This is a genomic window from Seonamhaeicola sp. S2-3, assembly GCF_001971785.1.
Classification (GTDB): domain Bacteria; phylum Bacteroidota; class Bacteroidia; order Flavobacteriales; family Flavobacteriaceae; genus Seonamhaeicola.
In genome coordinates this window covers 2,078,341-2,096,266 of record NZ_CP019389.1, presented here as the reverse complement: position 1 = coordinate 2,096,266, position 17,926 = coordinate 2,078,341, and the positions used below count along the sequence as shown (strand labels likewise).

Here is a 17,926-nt window from a genome sequence, read left to right as displayed (position 1 = left end):
GGTTTTATAGTGTACAAAACACTTGAACCTTTTGAATTTCAATTTATTTTCATGATTTTAATTTTTCATTTTGATGGTGCCTGTCATGGTCTCGTTTTGCTTTTTTATCCATACGCTTATCAAAAGCGGCTTGTAAATCAACCCCTGTTTGGTTAGCAAGACATAGTACTACAAAGAGTACATCGGCAAGTTCTTCACCTAAATCTTTATCCTTATCACTTTCTTTTTCGCTTTGCTCACCATAGCGACGCGCTATTATTCTAGCAACCTCACCTACTTCTTCAGTAAGTTGCGCCATATTGGTTAGTTCATTAAAATAACGTACACCGTGTTCATTAATCCAATTATCTACAACTTTTTGAGCGTTTTTTATATCCATATCTTTATTATTTACTCTTTGTTCTTAGAATCTATAATTATTGTTACAGGGCCATCATTTACTAACGCTACTTGCATCATGGCTCCAAACTGTCCTGTTTGAACTTTTTTACCCAAGTCTGATTCTAATTGTTTAATAAACGTTTGATATAATGGAATGGCAATATCTGGTTTAGCCGCTTTAATATAGCTTGGTCTGTTTCCTTTTTTGGTTAGTGCATGTAATGTAAACTGACTTACCACTATAATATTACCATCAACATCTTTTATAGATTTGTTCATTACATCATTTTCATCACTAAAAATACGTAAGTTGACAATTTTATTAGTTAGCCATTTAATATCTTCTTGTGTATCTTCGTTTACTATTCCTAAAAGAATTAAGAGTCCGTTATTTATTTCAGCAACTCTTTCTCCTTCAACAGTTACACTAGCTTCAGATACTCTTTGAATTACTATTTTCATTCTTTATCCCAATTATCAGTTCTGTAATTTTCATCTTCACCTTCTATAATTTGCAGGTAGCTTCTGTAGCGGGAATAGGCTATTTCATCGGCTTCTACTGCTTTTTTTACAGCGCATTTTGGTTCTTGTAAATGCAAACAATTATTAAACTTACAATCTTGCTTTAAAGCAAAAATTTCAGGAAAATAATCACCTACTTCTTCTTTATCCATATCTACCACACCAAAACCTTTTATTCCAGGTGTATCAATTATTTTTCCTCCAAAATCAGTATCAAACATTTCTGCAAAAGTAGTAGTATGTTGCCCCTGCATATGTAAGGTTGAAATTTCTTTTGTTTTTAAATTTAAATTAGGTTGAATAGTATTTACTAAAGTAGATTTACCAACCCCTGAGTGACCAGAAAACATGCTCACTTTATCTTTCATCATGGCTTTTATCTTATCTACATTTTTTCCGGTTTTTGCCGAAACACCTATACACTCATACCCTATTTTTCTATAAATATGTGCTAAATATTTTGCTTCTAAAAGTGCTTCTTCATCATAAGCATCTAATTTATTAAAAATTAAAATAGTTTTAATTGAATACGCCTCTGCAGTTACTAAAAACCTATCTATAAAACTTGTTAATGTAGGCGGATTATTAATGGTTATCATTAAAAAAACCTGATCTAGGTTAGCAGCAATAATATGGGTTTGTTTAGAGAGGTTTACGGATTTACGTACAATGTAATTTTTTCTCTCGTGTATGTTGTATATAATACCAGATTCAACATCGTTAGCTTTTTCTAATTCAAAATCAACCACATCACCTACCGCTATTGGATTGGTGCTTTTAATGCCTTTAATACGGAACTTCCCTTTTATTCTGCATTGGTAGGTTTCACCCAACTGGGTTTTAACGGTATACCAACTTCCGGTAGATTTATAAACTAGTCCTGTCATATTTATTCCAAAAATAACTTAAAATAATTATATAGTTTATATGAATACATCTATATTCGGCATATTAAATTTTATAAACAAATCAACAACATGAAAAAATTAATTTTAATTATTGCTATTGCAGTATTTGGTTTAACTGAGGTTAATGCTCAATATGAGTATAAAGTTATTACTAGTGTGGAATCTATTGTCCCTAACGGACTAGGACGTTCTAGAATTATAAGTGCTAATGACACCAAAGATTACAAAGAATTTACAACTACACAAACTGAAGAAGACAATACACGTAATAAATCTAAACGTGGCGAAATTAGAGTGAAAGGTTATGACGAAACAAAACTTTTAAACTTTTATAATTTAGGAGGTATTAGATTTCAAAATATTGCAGCAAATGATGCTATTATTACTTCTAAAATTAACACTATGATTGAAGAAGGATGGGAACTTGCTTTTGTAAATACCGGTGTTGAAAGTGAAGGTGGTAAAGGAGATGGACAAGGTATTTTTATTACTAGATACTTTTTTAGAAGAAGTAAATAAAAAACATTACTCATAAAAAAATGCCTCGCAAATGTGAGGCATTTTTATTTATATAAATTACTTATTATTAACCGTTAATAATTTTCTCTTGGTGGTTAATAGATTCTTGGTGAATAGCTTTAAACATTTTTAAGATAAACTCTTCACTTAAACCATGTTCTTGACCTTCAAGTACCATTCTACCTAAAATCTCATTCCAACGTTTACTTTGTAAAACAGAAAGATTTTTCTCTTTTTTAAGCTTTCCAATACCATCAGATACTTGCATGCGTTTTCCTAAAAGTTCAATAATTTCATGATCTACAACATCTATTTGGGCTCTTAAATTATCAAGTTTATTATTGTAATCTGCCTCTGGATCTTCTTCTTTTTTAACCTTTAAATCTCTCATGATTTGAACTAAGGTATTTGGTGTTACTTGTTGTGCTGCATCACTCCATGCTTTTTCTGGGTTATGATGTGTTTCTATCATTAAACCATCAAAATTTAAATCTAAAGCAACTTGAGATACATCAAAAACCATATCTCTCTTACCTGTAATATGAGAAGGATCGTTAATTAATGGAATATCTGGGAATTTGTTTTGAAATTCAATAGCCATTTGCCAGTTAGGGTTATTTCTGTATTTGGTTTTTTCATAAGTAGAAAACCCTCTATGAATAGCGCCAATATTTTTAACGCCAGAACTATAAATTCTTTCAATCCCTCCTAACCAAAGTGCTAAATCTGGGTTAACAGGATTTTTAATTAATACTGGTTTATCTGTACCTTCTAAAGCATCTGCAATTTCTTGCATGATAAATGGAGAAACTGTTGAGCGAGCTCCAATCCAAAGCATGTCAATATCATGCTCTAAAGCTAGTTTTACATGAGCAGCATTGGCTACTTCTGTACAAACTTTCATTCCTGTTTCTTCTTTTACTTTTTGTAGCCACTTTAGCCCTAAAGCTCCCACGCCTTCAAAATTACCAGGTCTGGTTCTTGGTTTCCAGATACCCGCTCTAAAATAAGTTACGTCTGTATCTTTTAATTCATGAGCAATTTTTAATACTTGCTCTTCTGTTTCTGCACTACATGGTCCTGCAATCACTAACGGATGATCTAAATTTAAATCATCTAACCAACTTCTTAATTCTTTTTTGTTTTCCATAATTTTTAATAAAATTTCAAGCTTCCAATTCCAAAATCCAAGTATTAATGCCTATTAGAATTTGGGATTTTATTATTGTTTTTTTTGTTAATTGATTCCGTTTAATATCTCTTTTATATAATTTGTGTTTTTCATCTCATCAAAAATGGCTTCAAAATTATCTTGTTTCATTAAGTCTTTAAAATGAGAAAGGTTGTTTATATATTCTTCTAATGTTTCTATAACATTGTCTTTATTTTGTTTGAAAATGGGAGTCCACATTTCAGGTGAACTTTTAGCTAGCCTTACTGTTGAAGCAAAACCACTGCCTGCCATATCAAAAATATCGCGTTCGTTTCGTTCTTTATCAATAACCGTTTTACCTAACATAAAGGAGCTAATGTGCGATAAGTGAGAAACATAGGCTATATGCTTATCATGGGCTTCTGGATTCATATAACGAATACGCATTCCTAAATTTCTAAAAATCTCTAAGGCTTTTTCCTGAAGTTTAAAGGCTGTTTTTTCTACTTCGCAAATAATATTTGTTTTACCTTCAAATAAGCCACTAATGGCTGCACTTGGACCCGAATGTTCGGTACCTGCAATGGGGTGTGCTGCTAAAAAATTTCTCCTTTTAGGATGATTTTCTACGGCTTTACATATGGCTTCTTTTGTTGAGCCCGCATCTATTACCAAAGCATTATCTGGAACTTTATCTAGTATGGTTGGTAATAGTTTTACCGTGGCATCAACTGGAATAGATACAATAACCAAATCGGCTTGTTCAATATCATCAAAAGTGGCTTTTTTGTCTATTAAATTTAATGATAAGGCTTGCTCTAAAGTAGCATCTTTTCTGCTTATACCATGTATAACAGTATCTGGGTTATGCTTCTTTATATCTTTAGCAAGACTACCGCCTATTAATCCAATTCCTATGAAATATATATTCTTCATACTACTTAATTCTTACTATACATTCTTCTATTACTTCTGCCGGTGCACAAAGTGAAAACCTTATGTACCCTTCACCTTGGCTACCAAAAATGGTTCCTGGTGTTATAAACACATGGTTGTTTTTTAGAATGATATCAATAAACTCTTCAGACTTTATACCATGTGGTAATTTAGCCCAAACAAACATACCTGTAGCGTTTTCATCATAAGTACAATTAAGAGTTTTGGCTAATTTCCAAACCAAATCTCTACGTTTTTTATATACATTGTTTAATGCTACAAACCAATTTTTAGAACATTTTAAGGCTTCTATAGCGCCTTTTTGAATGCCATAAAACATGCCCGAATCCATGTTACTTTTTACTTTTAAAATGTTACTAATATGTTCACTACTACCCAAAACCATACCTACTCGCCAACCAGCCATATTAAAGGTTTTGCTTAAAGAGTTTAACTCTAAACAAACTTCTTTTGCTCCATCTATATTTAGAATACTTGTGGGGTTGTCATTAAGCACAAAACTATATGGATTATCATTTACAATTAAGATGTTATGACGTTTGGCAAAAGCGACTAAACTCTTAAAAGCAGCTTCTGTTGGTTGTGCTCCTGTTGGCATATGCGGATAATTTACCCACATTAACTTAACATTGCTTAAATCTAACTTTTCTAGTGCATCAATATTTGGCAACCAATTATTTGCAGCGTCTAATTCGTAAAAAACGGGTGTAGCGCCTACCAATTTGGTTACAGATTGGTAAGTTGGATAACCTGGGTTTGGAATTAAAACAGCATCGCCTTCATTTAGGTAAGCCATTGATATATGCATAATACCTTCTTTACTCCCCATTAAAGGAAGAATTTCATTAGCAGGATTTACGTTAACAGAAAATTGCTCTTTATAAAATGATGCCATAGCTTCGCGCAACTCTGGAACCCCTTGATAACTTTGATATTTATGAGCGTTAACTTCTTTTAAACTACTTGTTATAGCTTCAATTACCTTTTGTGGTGGTTGCATATCTGGACTACCAATACCCAAATTAATAACGGGTTTACCCTCTGCAATCATGGTATTCACTTCTCTCAATTTTCTTGAGAAATAGTATTCTTGTACGGTATGCAATCTGTTAGCTACTTCAATCATAACTTTGCATTTTTATATTCACCTAATATTTTAAATCCTTCGGCCATTATTTCTATAAGCGATTTTGCTTTTTGGAAATCGCTGTAATCTTCAAAAGTAACATCAACAAAAAAGGCATACTTCCAAGGTGTTTCAATAATTGGTAAGGATTGTATTTTAGTTAAATTCAATTTACAATCGCTCATTACATTTAAAATGGTGGCTAAACTTCCTCTTTTATGGTTAGCCTCAAATTTTATAGACGCTTTATTTATTTCGCTTTGCGACACTTCCGAATTGGTTCTTTTTACAATAGCAAAACGAGTCTCATTATTTTTTATAGTTTGGATACTGCTAGCCAAAATATCTAGCTCAAAAATTTTAGCTGCCAAAACACTGGCAATTGCACCTACATTTTTAAGTTGATTGCTATGTATTCTATCTGCTACCTCTGCGGTATCTTTATCCTCTACTAATTTAATATGAGGATGTTTTTTAAAGAACTCCTTACATTGTAATAGTGCCATTGGGTGAGAATACACCTCTTTTATATCTTCTATACTTTGCCCTGGCAACGCCATTAGGTTATGCTGGATATCTAAATAATGTTCTCCAACAATATGTAAATTATGGCTATCTATTAATGCGTAATTTGGGATTATAGAACCTGCAATAGAGTTTTCTAAAGCCATAATAGCTGCGTCACAGTGCTTGGTGGTTAAAACCTCAACCACTCTATCAAATGTTAAACATTCTATAAGTTCTACTGAATTATCAAAAAATTGTTCTGAAACAATATGATGATAAGATCCCTTTACTCCTTGTATTGCTACTGATTTTATCATAAAAAAAAGTCCCGATTTTCACCGAGACTTATATTTAAATTTATTATTTTAATTTACACATATAAAGCCTCGTTCCTTTAACTAAAAAAGAAGTAATAAAAGCTAAAATATGTATAAACTGCTGTTGTTCTCATAATTACAGCGGCTAAAGTAATTAATATTTTAAGAAATCAAAATTGTAAAATTACTTTTTTGTATTTTTTTTAAAAGTTTTAAAGATTTTACAGCAAAACTTACTTTAGTTTATATAATCATTTATTTTTGAAACAAATATTTTAAATATGTCTATTGAGGTTAAAAATATTTCGAAGCGCTACGCTAACCAAAAAGCTTTAAATAACATTTCTTTTAAAGTTGATAAACCTGAAATAGTTGGGTTCTTAGGGCCTAATGGTGCTGGTAAATCTACAATGATGAAAATTTTAACCACTTATATAAAACCCAGCAATGGAAATGCTAAAGTAAATGGGTTTGATATAAACCAAAATACCCAGCAAGCTCAATTAAGTGTTGGGTACTTGCCAGAGCACAACCCCTTATATACAGAAATGTATGTTAAAGAATACCTTAAATTTAATGCTCATATTTATAAAGTATCAAAAGAAAGAATAAACGAGGTTATAGAACTTACCGGATTAACTCCCGAAGCACATAAAAAAATAGGACAACTCTCTAAAGGATACAGACAACGTGTAGGTTTAGCCACAGCGCTTTTACACAACCCAGATGTTTTAATTTTAGACGAACCCACCACTGGTTTAGACCCCAATCAGTTGGTTGACATAAGAAGCTTAATTAAAACCATTGGTAAAACAAAAACCGTGTTTTTATCTACACATATTATGCAAGAAGTTGAAGCCATGTGTGACCGCGTTATTATAATTAACAAAGGTGAAATTGTTGCCAACAAAAAACTTTCTGAATTAAGAGAAGAAAAAGAACAAGTTGTAATTGTTGAATTTGACTTTAGAGTTGAAAATGCCTTTTTAAAACAATTACCTAAAGTAAAAAGCGTTGAAAACACACATGATTTTGTTTATGAAATTACATTTAACACTTCAGAAGATATGCGCTCTTATGTTTTTGACTTTGCGCATGACAATCAATTAAAAATTCTTCAGCTAAACCAAAAAAACACCAGTTTAGAAACTTTGTTTAGAGACTTAACCAATAACTAAAATTACTTCTTAAAAACAAATATTTGCTTATCTAAATTATTTATTTAAATTGGTTAACCAATTTTAGGTTTTATAAAAACCATGACAAATATCATCTTTAAAAGTATATTCGGTTATTAATTTTGCACCGTATTAAATTTATATTAACACAGCATTAGATAACTATTTTAAATTATTAAACATAAATCAAAATAGTATCTTTATAAAAATTAAACAGGTATAATGAGCAAAGGAATTTATGTCGCTACTATAGAACCAAATAGCGGCAAATCGGTAGTAGTTCTAGGGCTAATGCGTATGCTATTAGGTAAAACTGCTAAAGTAGGTTATTTTAGACCAATTATTGAAGATGTTGAAGCAGGAGAAATGGACAACCACATTAATACGGTTATCTCTCATTTTGATATTGACATTAATTACAAAAAAACATTCGCATTCACCAGAAGTGAGGTATTAGATTTATATAATCAAGGAAAATCTGGTTATGTTATTGATGAAATCATAAAAAAATACAAACGCTTAGAAGAACATTTCGATTTAATTTTAGTTGAAGGCACTGATTTCTCTCATGAAAATTCTAGTTTAGAACTAGATATAAACATGTTAATCTCTAAAAATCTAGGACTTCCAGTTATTATTGTTATAAATGGAGATGGTAAAAAGAAAAAAGAAATTGTTGATAGTGTACAGCTAGCTCATGACACTTTTAAAGAAGAAGTAGATGTACTTTCTATAATGACCAATAAAGTAGATGAAGAACTGCTAGACTGTGTAAAATCTAAATTACTAGAGCGTATTAATGATACCAATATTGCCGTAATACCAAAAATTAAAAGTTTAGCAAGCCCAACCTTAAAAGAAATTGTTAAAGCACTTGATGCCAAAGTTTTGTTTGGCAAAGACATGCTTAACAACCAAGTTCAAAAATCTGGAGTGGGCACCATGCAACTTAGAAACTACTTAACAAAATTAAAAGAAGGCGCTTTAGTTATAACAGCAGGAGATAGAGCCGATATTATTCTAGGTGCTTTACAAGCCCATATATCTAAAAATTATCCAAAAATTTCGGGTATTGTTTTAACTGGCGGATTAATTCCTGAAGAATCTATTCTAAAATTAATTGAAGGATTATCTAGTGTAGTGCCTATTATTAGTGTAAACGACGGCACGTTTAATGTCGCAAACGCTATAGGAAAAGTTAAGTCTAAAATTTATGCCGAAAACACAGAAAAAATATCTATATCAATTTCTACTTTTGAAAAACACGTAGACACCGATAAGTTAGCCGATAAGTTAGTAACATTCCAAAGTGATATTTTTACTCCTAGAATGTTTCAATACAACCTTTTACAACGTGCATTAAGCAATAAAAAACACATTGTTTTACCAGAAGGTTATGATGAACGCGTACTTAGAGCCACTGCTAGATTAATAAATGCACAAGTAGTTGACATTACATTAATAGGTGAAAGAGACAAAATTCAAGAAAATATTGAACTTAATGACATTCCTCTAAATCTTGATGATGTAAACGTAGTATTCCCTCAAAAATCACCTCATTTTGATGATTATGTAAATACTTTTTACGAACTAAGAAAACACAAAAATATAAATATGGATATGGCAAAAGATGCCATGTCTGATGTATCTTATTTCGCTACTATGATGATACACAAAGGACATGCAGACGGTATGGTATCTGGAGCGGTACACACCACAGCACATACCCTGCGTCCTGCATTACAATTTATAAAAACAAAATCAGGTTGTAATATTGTATCTTCTGTATTCTTTATGTGTTTAGAAGATAGAGTGTCTATTTTTGGTGATTGTGCTATTAATCCAAACCCCAATGCAGAACAGTTAGCAGAAATAGCTATTTCATCTGCCCAAACAGCTTTAGACTTTGGTATTGAACCTAAAGTAGCTATGTTATCATACTCATCAGGTGCTTCAGGAAAAGGTGAAGATGTAGATAAAGTTAGAAAAGCTACTGAAATTGCCAAAGCCACCAATCCTTCACTAAAAATTGAGGGACCTATTCAATACGATGCTGCCGTAGATAAACGTATTGGAAAAAGTAAGTTACCAGACTCTGATGTTGCAGGAGAAGCTAGTGTATTAATTTTCCCCGATTTAAATACAGGAAACAACACTTATAAAGCTGTACAAAGAGAAACAGGCGCTCTTGCCATTGGCCCTATGCTACAAGGGTTAAACAAACCTGTTAACGATTTAAGTAGAGGCTGTACATCTGATGATATTTACAGCACCGTAATTATAACCGCAATTCAAGCCCAAGAAATATAATATGCAAGTACTTGTTTTAAACTCAGGAAGTTCCTCTCTAAAATTTCAATTATTCGCAATGCCAGAAGAAACAATTCTTTGCTCTGGTTTAATAGAACGTATTGGTTTAGAAGAAGGAAAATTCATATTCAAAACTAATAAAGATAAAATTGAAATCTCAACTCCTATAGCAAATCACAAAATTGGATTAGAGCTATTAGCAAAACAATTGCTTGATAAAGATACTGGAATTATTTCTTCTGCCAACGACATTGATATTGTGGGACATAGAGTAGTACAAGGTGGCTCACTATTTAAAAAAACAACAGAAGTAACCCCTAGTGCTAAAGAAAATATTAAATCCCTTTTTAGCTTAGGACCTCTACACAACCCAGCCAATTTAGAAGGCATTGAAGTTGCAGAAGCAGTTTTTCCTAAAGCTAAACAAGCTGTTGTTTTTGATACGGCTTTTCATCAAACAATTCCAGAACACGCTTATAAATACGCCATACCTAATGAGCTTTTAACAGAACATAAAATTAGATTATACGGGTTTCATGGCACAAGTCATAAATATGTTTCAGAACAAGCCATTGCTTATCTAAACAAAAAAGAATCTAAAATTATTTCAATTCACTTAGGAAATGGTTGTAGTATAACTGCTGTAAAAGACGGTAAAAGTATAGATCACTCTATGGGATTAACACCTTTAGATGGCTTAATTATGGGTACCAGAAGTGGAGATATTGATCCTTCTGTTATTTTTCATTTAGCTAGTGAATTAAATTACAATCTAGATGATATTAACACACTTCTACTTAAAAAAAGCGGCATGCTAGGTTTAACAGGGTTTAGTGATTTAAGAGATATACAAACCGAAGCTGAAAAAGGAAATAAATCTTGCCAATTAGCATTGCAAATGAATGCTTACCGCATTAAAAAGTATATAGGAAGTTATGCAGCAATATTAAACGGACTAGATGCTATTGTATTTACTGCAGGTATTGGTGAAAACTCAAGTTTAATACGCCAACTAGTTTGTGAAGATTTAGATTATTTAGGAATTGAATTAGATACTGAAGAAAACAAAGTTCGTACAGGTGGTTTACACGAAATTAACTCTAAAAACTCAAAAGTTAAAGTGTTAGTCATTCCTACGAACGAAGAACTAGAAATAGCAAAACAATCGGTAGATTTATTCAAAAAGTAACCTACCGGTATAGAGTTCCTCTACTTGAATCACAGGTGGTTGGTTTTTAGAAATCACATCACCTGTGCTTCTTATTACTCCTTGAATAGATTGTTGTGGATTCACAATCATGTCATTAGAACTTCGGTGGGAAATAGTAACGTTTTCTGCTAAAAGATGTGCTCCTTCAAAACGGCTATTACTTGCTGCAAACGTTATATTTAAATTAGTAGTGCTTCCACTTACATAACAATTAGACAAATTATTAAAAACAATGATAAGACTATTGTTATTTACATTTAAGTTAAATTCACCATTAGTAATGGTATCTGGGGCGCCATAATCTTCAGACAAAATTGTTAAACTAGGGTAGGTTAACACGCCATTTGAACTAATGGTATACTGTGTAGAACTTCTAATTTCTGTAATGTTAGGAGAGATAACATACACTTTGGTTACACCGTAGTCTCTAAAATAATTACAAGTATTGTTATCGGTTAAAATTAATTGGCTATCTACTACTTCAACAGTAACATCATTCATTAAGTTATCGCCTGTTTCAATCACTACTTTTTGGGTAGCACCTTCGGTTATAATTAATTCAATATCTCTATTTACAAATATTTTGCTGAATGCTTCAACCGAAATTTCTTGTTGTATAATATCTCCTGTTTTTTGAAAACAATCGTTAGCATTTTCATTGTCACAAGCCACAATAAAAAGAAAAATGAATATGTATTTTAAGATTTTCATAATCGTACACCTACTCCAAATTCAACTGCTTCGGCTTTTGCTCCATGTGATTTTAATGTTAATGCACCAAAAAATTTATCACCAAAATAACGTTTTAAACCAATACGGAAATATGTACGCCCTTCAAAATCAAACGGATAATACACATAATAACCTAATTGAGAAACCAGACTAATTCTATTTACAAATAGCTCATGGCCTGCATAAATACCAACCCGCTTATAATCTTCGTTACCAGACACATCTTCTTCTGTAAACGCCACCGCTTTATACTTTATATATTCCTTTAAAAAATTAGAAAAAAACACATCGGTTCCTAATTGTAAAGCACTTTTTCTATTAATGCGTTTATCGGCATAAGCCGACAAAGTATAAAACATAAATTGCCCACTATCAATAATATCGCTTTCATTAACCCCACTTCTAAAAACTAGGTTATATTTAATGGGTTCTGTAAATTCACTATCATTTTCTAGTAATGTATGTTGATACTCTGGATTTGTATCTTCTAAATTGTATGTTAGTCCCAAATTTAAGGCTATAGAATTTATACTGGTATTAGGCGCCTTTACATTAGCGTTAGAATAATGAATAAAGGTTAAACCTGCTTGCAAACCAAACCTGCCAAAAATACGTTCCTTTTTATAATTTAACATGGCATAAGTAGAACTCAAAATACGAGATCCAAAAGCAATATTCCTGTAGTTTTCTTCTTTATCATAAGGATTTGTAGTATACGCTATCCCCTGACCTATTCGCATCATTAAATTCCTCTTAAAAAAATAAAAATTATAATGAGCATATAACGAATAGTTGTTTCCTAAAACCTCATTCTTTAAATTTTGATAAGCAAAAGACACACCATAATCTGGGTAGTTATAACGCTGTTCCCAGTCTTCAAATCCAAAAGTTTTTTTGTTCCAACTTAAAATCACCCCCTCTGGATGCCCCTGAATTAAATGTAGGATATCATCATTATGCAATGCAATATTACCTTTAAAGTAATTCACATCAAAATAAGAGGCATACTGCTTTTCTTGAGCTACAGTAACATAGCAAATAAGGCAAAAAAAACAGGCTAACAAAAACTTCATTGGGGTGAATTTACGCAGCAAATGTATAACATTAATTAGAATAAGGCCGAAGCAACAGCCTTAATATTGTCACTCTTTCCCATGGAGTAATAATGCAGTACGGGAACACCAAAATCTAACAGTTCTTTACTCTGCTGAATAGCAAACTCAATACCAACTTGTCTCACTGCCTTATTATCTTTACAAGCCTCTACAGCATCAATTAAATCTTCAGGTAAATCAATTTTAAACACCTGAGGCAACAGTTGTAAATGGCGCTTTACTGCAATAGGTTTAATACCAGGAATAATTGGCACGTTTATGCCTATTTCTCTAGCTTTTTTAACAAACTCAAAATACTTTTGGTTGTCAAAAAACATTTGAGTAACAACATAATCAGCCCCCGCATCTACCTTGGCTTTTAAGCGTTTTAAATCGGTTTGTAAAGATGGAGCTTCCATGTGTTTTTCTGGGTAACCAGCTACTCCAATACAGAAATCAGAATTACTTTCCACCTCTACATCATCATGTAAATATTGCCCTCTGTTTAGTTTTGCAATTTGCCCTACAAGCTCGCTAGCAAATGCGTGTCCGCCTTCACAGGGTTTAAAATAAGGTTCATCTTTCATAGAATCTCCACGCAATGCCATTACATTATCTATACCTAAATAATGGCAATCTACCAACACATATTCTGTTTCTTCTTTAGTAAAGCCACCACAAAGCAAATGCGGTATAGCATCAACATTATACTTATGCATAATAGAAGCACAAATCCCCACCGTTCCTGGGCGCATACGTGTAATACGTTTATCTAATAAACCATTACCTTTATCAATATACACATACTCCTCGCGTGAGGTGGTTACATCAATAAACGGCGGATTAAACTCCATTAACGGATCTATATTATTATACAAATCCTGAATATTTTTACCTTTTTTAGGCGGTATCACTTCAAACGAAAACAAGGTTTTTCCGTTCGCATTTTTAATGTGGTCTGTTACTTTCATTTATATTTTTTATCATTTCCACCTCAGCAGAAATAAATCCATATTTTCTTTTTTTGGGCGTTCCCCTGCGGGTCGCGCTTTTCGCGTTACACGGTAACTTGCTACAATCGCTAACGCGGGTTAATCAGCCAAATTTGCGTGCAACCATTTTCTAGCCACCTCTTTGCTTATGCCTTTTCTCACAGCATAATCGGTTAATTGGTCGTCTTTAATTTTTCCCAATCCAAAATATTTGGCTTCCGGATTAGCAAAATAATACCCCGATACAGCTGCTGCGGGCCACATGGCTAAACTTTCGGTTAAGGTTACACCAATAACATTTTCAACATCTAACAATTGCCAAATGGTTTTTTTCTCTAAGTGATCTGGACACGCTGGATAACCTGGTGCTGGACGAATACCTTTATAGGTTTCTTTAATCAGTTCATCATTACTTAAATCTTCATCTGCAGCATAGCCCCAATGTTTGGTTCTTACTTGTTTATGTAAATATTCTGCAAATGCTTCTGCAAACCTATCAGCAATAGCCTGAGCCATAATAGCACTATAATCATCGTTTTTAGCTCTGTAACTATCGGCTAATTCTTGTGCACCAAAAATACCTACACAAAAAGCACCAACATAATCTGTTTTTCCAATATCTTCTGGCGCTACAAAATCTGCTAAGGCATGATTTGGAACACCTTCGCGCTTTTTTAATTGCTGACGCAAGGTTCTAAAAACGGCAATTTCTTTGCCTTTCTTTTTTACCAAAATATCATCATGGTTAACGGTATTAGCTTCAAACAATCCAAAAACTGCCTTAGGTTTAAGTAATTGTTTTGCTACAATTTCTTGAATCATAGTTTGTGCTTCCTCATATAAAATGGTAGCCTGTTCACCAACCAAGTCATCTTTTAAAATATCGGGGAATTTACCATGTAAATCCCAGCTTCTAAAAAAAGGGCTCCAATCTATAAACGGTAAAAGGTCTTTTAAACTTAATTGTTTAAGCATTTGCACACCCATTTCTTTGGGCTTTACTATGTTTGTTTTATCCCAATCTATTTGGTACTTCCTTTTTCTAGCCTCTTCAATAGAAATATATGATTTTTGTTTACCACGTTTTAAAAACTTGGTTCTAAACTCATCGTAATCTTTCTTCAGTTTAGCAACATATTCATTTGAAGATTTTTTGTTTAGCAAATCACCAACAACAGTAACCGCACGCGATGCATCATTTACATGAACCACGGCATTTTTATACTGTGTATCTATTTTTACAGCAGTATGAGCTTTTGAGGTTGTTGCCCCACCAATTAACAATGGAATTTCAAAATCCTCGCGTTGCATTTCTTTGGCCAAATACACCATTTCATCTAACGAAGGCGTAATTAAACCTGAAAGCCCTATAGCATCAACACGTTCTTTTATGGCCGTTTCTATAATTTTTTCTGGCGGTACCATCACGCCTAAATCTACAATTTCGTAGTTGTTACATGCCAGTACCACGCTTACAATATTTTTACCAATATCGTGTACATCACCCTTTACAGTAGCCATTAATATTTTACCAACGGGTTCTGCCTCTTCGGTTTTTTCGGCTTCAATAAATGGGTTTAAATACGCCACTGCTTTTTTCATTACACGTGCCGATTTTACTACCTGAGGCAAGAACATTTTTCCTGCTCCAAATAAATCGCCAACAACGTTCATACCAATCATTAAATGCCCCTCAATAACATCAATTGGTTTTGCAGCTTCTTGTCTGGCTTGCTCAATATCTTCAATAATAAAAGCATCAATTCCTTTAACAAGCGCATGTGTAATTCTGTCTTGTAACGGATTTTCTCGCCATGATAAGTCTACTGTTTTTTCTGCTCTAGAACCTTTAACGGTTTCGGCAAATTCTAATAAGCGTTCTGTAGCGTCATCACGTCTGTCTAAAATAACATCTTCTACATGCTCTAGTAAATCTTTTGGAATATCGTCATAAACCTCTAACATTGAAGGGTTAACAATACCCATATTCATACCTGCCTGAATAGCGTAATATAAAAATACGGAATGCATAGCTTCTCGCACTATGTTGTTCCCTCTAAACGAAAACGACACATTACTTACACCACCACTCACACTAGCATTCTCTAAATTTTGACGCACCCAACGGGTGGCTTCAATAAAATCGATAGCATTTCGTCTGTGTTCTTCCATTCCTGTTGCCACAGGAAAGATGTTTAAGTCGAAAATAATATCTTCAGAAGGAAAGCCAACCTTATCTACTAAAATACGGTAAGAACGTTCTGCAATTTCAATTCTTCGTTCGTAATTATCGGCTTGTCCAACCTCATCAAAAGCCATAACTATAACAGCTGCACCGTAGCGTTTTATCTGTTTAGCTTCCCAGATAAATTTATCTTCACCTTCTTTTAATGAAATGGAATTCACCACGCCTTTGCCCTGTATTACTTGCAAACCTGCTTCAATAATTTCCCATTTAGAACTGTCTATCATTATTGGTACACGACAAATATCAGGTTCTGCAGCAATAAGGTTTAAAAATTTAACCATAGCTTCTTTACCATCAATAAGGCCATCATCCATATTGATATCAATAATTTGTGCACCACCATCAACCTGATGACGTGCAATATCTAGCGCTTCATCAAATTTCTCTTCTTTAATTAAACGCAAGAATTTACGAGATCCCGCCACATTTGTTCGTTCACCTACATTTATAAAGTTGCTGTTTTCATTTAAAACCAAAGGCTCTAAACCAGACAATTTCATGTATTTTGTTTGTTTCACTTTCATATTTCTTGCTTCATTCTATTGAATTACTGAGACAAGTTCAGCAAAAGGGCGTGGTTTATATTTTGCAGCTATTTCTGCAATTACTTTAATGTGTTCTGGACTTGTACCACAACAACCGCCAATTATATTTATTAAATTTTTCTTTAGATACTCTTCTATTTGAGCCCCCATTTCTTCTGGAGACTCATCATATTCACCAAAGGCATTTGGTAATCCTGCATTTGGGTGAGCCGAAACTGCAAACTCTGTTTTGTTAGCAATAGCTTCTAAATGTGGTTGCAATAAGTTAGCACCTAAAGCACAATTAAAACCTACTGATAGTAAAGGTACATGCGATACTGAAATTAAAAATGCTTCGGCTGTTTGCCCTGACAATGTTCTACCAGAAGCATCAGTAATGGTGCCGCTAAGCATTACCGGAATATCTATATTGCGTTCATCTTTAACTTGCTCTATAGCAAAAAGAGCAGCCTTGGCATTTAAGGTATCAAATACGGTTTCAACCAACAGTAAATCAGCGCCACCATCAACCAACGCTTCGGCTTGTTGTTTGTATGCTATTCTTAATTCGTCAAACGTTACAGCTCTATATCCAGGATCGTTTACATCGGGCGACATGCTTGCTGTACGGTTGGTTGGCCCCATAGAACCAGCTACGAAACGCGGTTTATGCGGTTCTTTTTTAGTAAACTCATTAGCCACTTCTTTGGCTATTTTTGCCGACTGATAATTGAGTTCATACACCAAATCTTCCATTTGATAATCTGCCATAGCAATGGTAGTACCAGAAAAGGTATTGGTTTCAATAATATCGGCTCCAGCTTCTAAGTATTTAGCATGTATGGTTTTTATAGCTTCTGGCTGGGTAATAGACAATAAGTCGTTATTACCTTGTAATGGAATAGGGTAGTCTTTAAAGCGTTCTCCTCTAAAATCCTCTTCGGTGAATTTATAGGCTTGTAGCATGGTACCCATGGCGCCATCTAAAACCAAAATTCGCTCCTTTAAAGCTTTGTATATGTTTGACATTTTTTGATATTACTTTAGTGTAACATCATCAAGAAAAGTAAAAAATACTATTCGTTATCTTTCTGTTTTATGTCTGAAATAATTTCAGAATTAACAGTAGAACGTAGCACCTTCTTTACAAGTTAAAGGGTTGCCAAGGTTTCATTGGGTCTATTCCCTCTACCTTTCTTGATAACACTAACACGTTAATGAACTTGGTTGACAAAAATAGTAACTATA

Annotated in this window: 16 protein-coding genes and 1 riboswitch; of the genes, 4 read left to right on the top strand and 12 right to left on the bottom strand. The window is 33.2% G+C overall.

Annotated elements, in window-relative coordinates; translation table 11 throughout:
• Nucleotides 1-49 precede the first annotated feature (49 nt).
• Genes BWZ22_RS09540 through rsgA form a run of 3 tightly spaced genes read right to left on the bottom strand, consistent with a single transcriptional unit; the run spans nt 50 to nt 1,790 of the window.
• The gene (locus tag BWZ22_RS09540; protein WP_076699628.1) at nt 50-379 is read right to left on the bottom strand and encodes a nucleotide pyrophosphohydrolase; all 330 of its coding nucleotides are present in this window, start codon (nt 377-379) and stop codon (nt 50-52) included.
• A gap of 11 nt (nt 380-390) precedes the next feature.
• Nucleotides 391-843 carry a D-aminoacyl-tRNA deacylase gene (gene dtd, locus BWZ22_RS09535; RefSeq protein WP_076699627.1) on the bottom strand — a complete coding sequence of 151 codons (453 nt, stop codon included), beginning with the start codon at nt 841-843 and terminating at the stop codon, nt 391-393.
• Nucleotides 840-1,790, bottom strand: a complete 951-nt coding sequence (gene rsgA, locus BWZ22_RS09530; RefSeq protein ID WP_076699625.1) for a ribosome small subunit-dependent GTPase A — start codon at nt 1,788-1,790, stop codon at nt 840-842. The genes dtd and rsgA overlap by 4 nt, the downstream gene beginning before the upstream one ends.
• Nucleotides 1,791-1,880: 90 nt before the next feature.
• On the opposite strand from rsgA, the gene BWZ22_RS09525 reads away from it, so the two are divergent.
• Entirely contained in the window at nt 1,881-2,330 is a 450-nt protein-coding gene (locus tag BWZ22_RS09525; RefSeq protein ID WP_076699624.1) for a hypothetical protein, read from the top strand.
• 67 nt (nt 2,331-2,397) lie between these two features.
• Here the strand turns inward: BWZ22_RS09525 and BWZ22_RS09520 are convergent, their stop codons facing one another.
• The 4 genes from BWZ22_RS09520 to BWZ22_RS09505 all read right to left on the bottom strand — a co-directional run bounded on the left by BWZ22_RS09520 (nt 2,398) and on the right by BWZ22_RS09505 (nt 6,390).
• Nucleotides 2,398-3,480 (bottom strand): bifunctional 3-deoxy-7-phosphoheptulonate synthase/chorismate mutase type II, encoded by a 1,083-nt coding sequence (locus BWZ22_RS09520; RefSeq protein ID WP_076699622.1) that lies wholly within the window; start codon nt 3,478-3,480, stop codon nt 2,398-2,400.
• Between the two features lie 87 nt (nt 3,481-3,567).
• Nucleotides 3,568-4,419 carry a prephenate dehydrogenase gene (locus BWZ22_RS09515; RefSeq protein ID WP_076699621.1) on the bottom strand — a complete coding sequence of 284 codons (852 nt, stop codon included), beginning with the start codon at nt 4,417-4,419 and terminating at the stop codon, nt 3,568-3,570.
• A 1-nt stretch (nt 4,420) separates the two neighbouring features.
• Nucleotides 4,421-5,566, bottom strand: coding sequence for a pyridoxal phosphate-dependent aminotransferase (locus tag BWZ22_RS09510; RefSeq protein ID WP_076699619.1), 1,146 nt, complete (start codon nt 5,564-5,566; stop codon nt 4,421-4,423).
• Entirely contained in the window at nt 5,563-6,390 is an 828-nt protein-coding gene (locus tag BWZ22_RS09505) for a prephenate dehydratase (protein WP_076699618.1), read from the bottom strand. The genes BWZ22_RS09510 and BWZ22_RS09505 overlap by 4 nt, the downstream gene beginning before the upstream one ends.
• Nucleotides 6,391-6,671: 281 nt before the next feature.
• Between BWZ22_RS09505 and gldA the strand changes: the two genes are divergently transcribed.
• From gldA to BWZ22_RS09490, 3 genes are all read left to right on the top strand, one after another.
• Nucleotides 6,672-7,568 carry a gliding motility-associated ABC transporter ATP-binding subunit GldA gene (gene gldA, locus BWZ22_RS09500; protein ID WP_076699616.1) on the top strand — a complete coding sequence of 299 codons (897 nt, stop codon included), beginning with the start codon at nt 6,672-6,674 and terminating at the stop codon, nt 7,566-7,568.
• A 222-nt stretch (nt 7,569-7,790) separates the two neighbouring features.
• Entirely contained in the window at nt 7,791-9,878 is a 2,088-nt protein-coding gene (gene pta / locus BWZ22_RS09495) for a phosphate acetyltransferase (RefSeq protein WP_076699615.1), read from the top strand.
• 1 nt (nt 9,879) lies between these two features.
• Entirely contained in the window at nt 9,880-11,067 is a 1,188-nt protein-coding gene (locus BWZ22_RS09490) for an acetate/propionate family kinase (protein ID WP_076699613.1), read from the top strand.
• Here BWZ22_RS09490 and BWZ22_RS09485 read toward each other — a convergent pair.
• From BWZ22_RS09485 to BWZ22_RS09465, 5 genes are all read right to left on the bottom strand, one after another.
• A complete protein-coding gene (locus BWZ22_RS09485) occupies nt 11,053-11,799 on the bottom strand; it encodes a head GIN domain-containing protein (RefSeq protein ID WP_076699612.1) in 747 nt (248 codons plus the stop codon). The two genes, BWZ22_RS09490 and BWZ22_RS09485, sit on opposite strands and share 15 nt — an antisense overlap.
• Nucleotides 11,796-12,893 (bottom strand): acyloxyacyl hydrolase, encoded by a 1,098-nt coding sequence (locus tag BWZ22_RS09480; protein ID WP_076699610.1) that lies wholly within the window; start codon nt 12,891-12,893, stop codon nt 11,796-11,798. The genes BWZ22_RS09485 and BWZ22_RS09480 overlap by 4 nt, the downstream gene beginning before the upstream one ends.
• Nucleotides 12,894-12,928: 35 nt before the next feature.
• Nucleotides 12,929-13,885 carry a methylenetetrahydrofolate reductase [NAD(P)H] gene (metF, locus tag BWZ22_RS09475; RefSeq protein WP_076699609.1) on the bottom strand — a complete coding sequence of 319 codons (957 nt, stop codon included), beginning with the start codon at nt 13,883-13,885 and terminating at the stop codon, nt 12,929-12,931.
• Nucleotides 13,886-14,005: 120 nt separating this feature from the next.
• On the bottom strand, nt 14,006-16,678 hold the full coding sequence (metH, locus tag BWZ22_RS09470) for a methionine synthase (protein ID WP_076699607.1): 2,673 nt from the start codon (nt 16,676-16,678) through the stop codon (nt 14,006-14,008).
• A gap of 15 nt (nt 16,679-16,693) precedes the next feature.
• A complete protein-coding gene (locus BWZ22_RS09465) occupies nt 16,694-17,707 on the bottom strand; it encodes a homocysteine S-methyltransferase family protein (RefSeq protein ID WP_076699606.1) in 1,014 nt (337 codons plus the stop codon).
• A 51-nt stretch (nt 17,708-17,758) separates the two neighbouring features.
• Nucleotides 17,759-17,885: riboswitch (SAM riboswitch) on the bottom strand.
• Between the last annotated feature and the right edge of the window lie 41 nt (nt 17,886-17,926).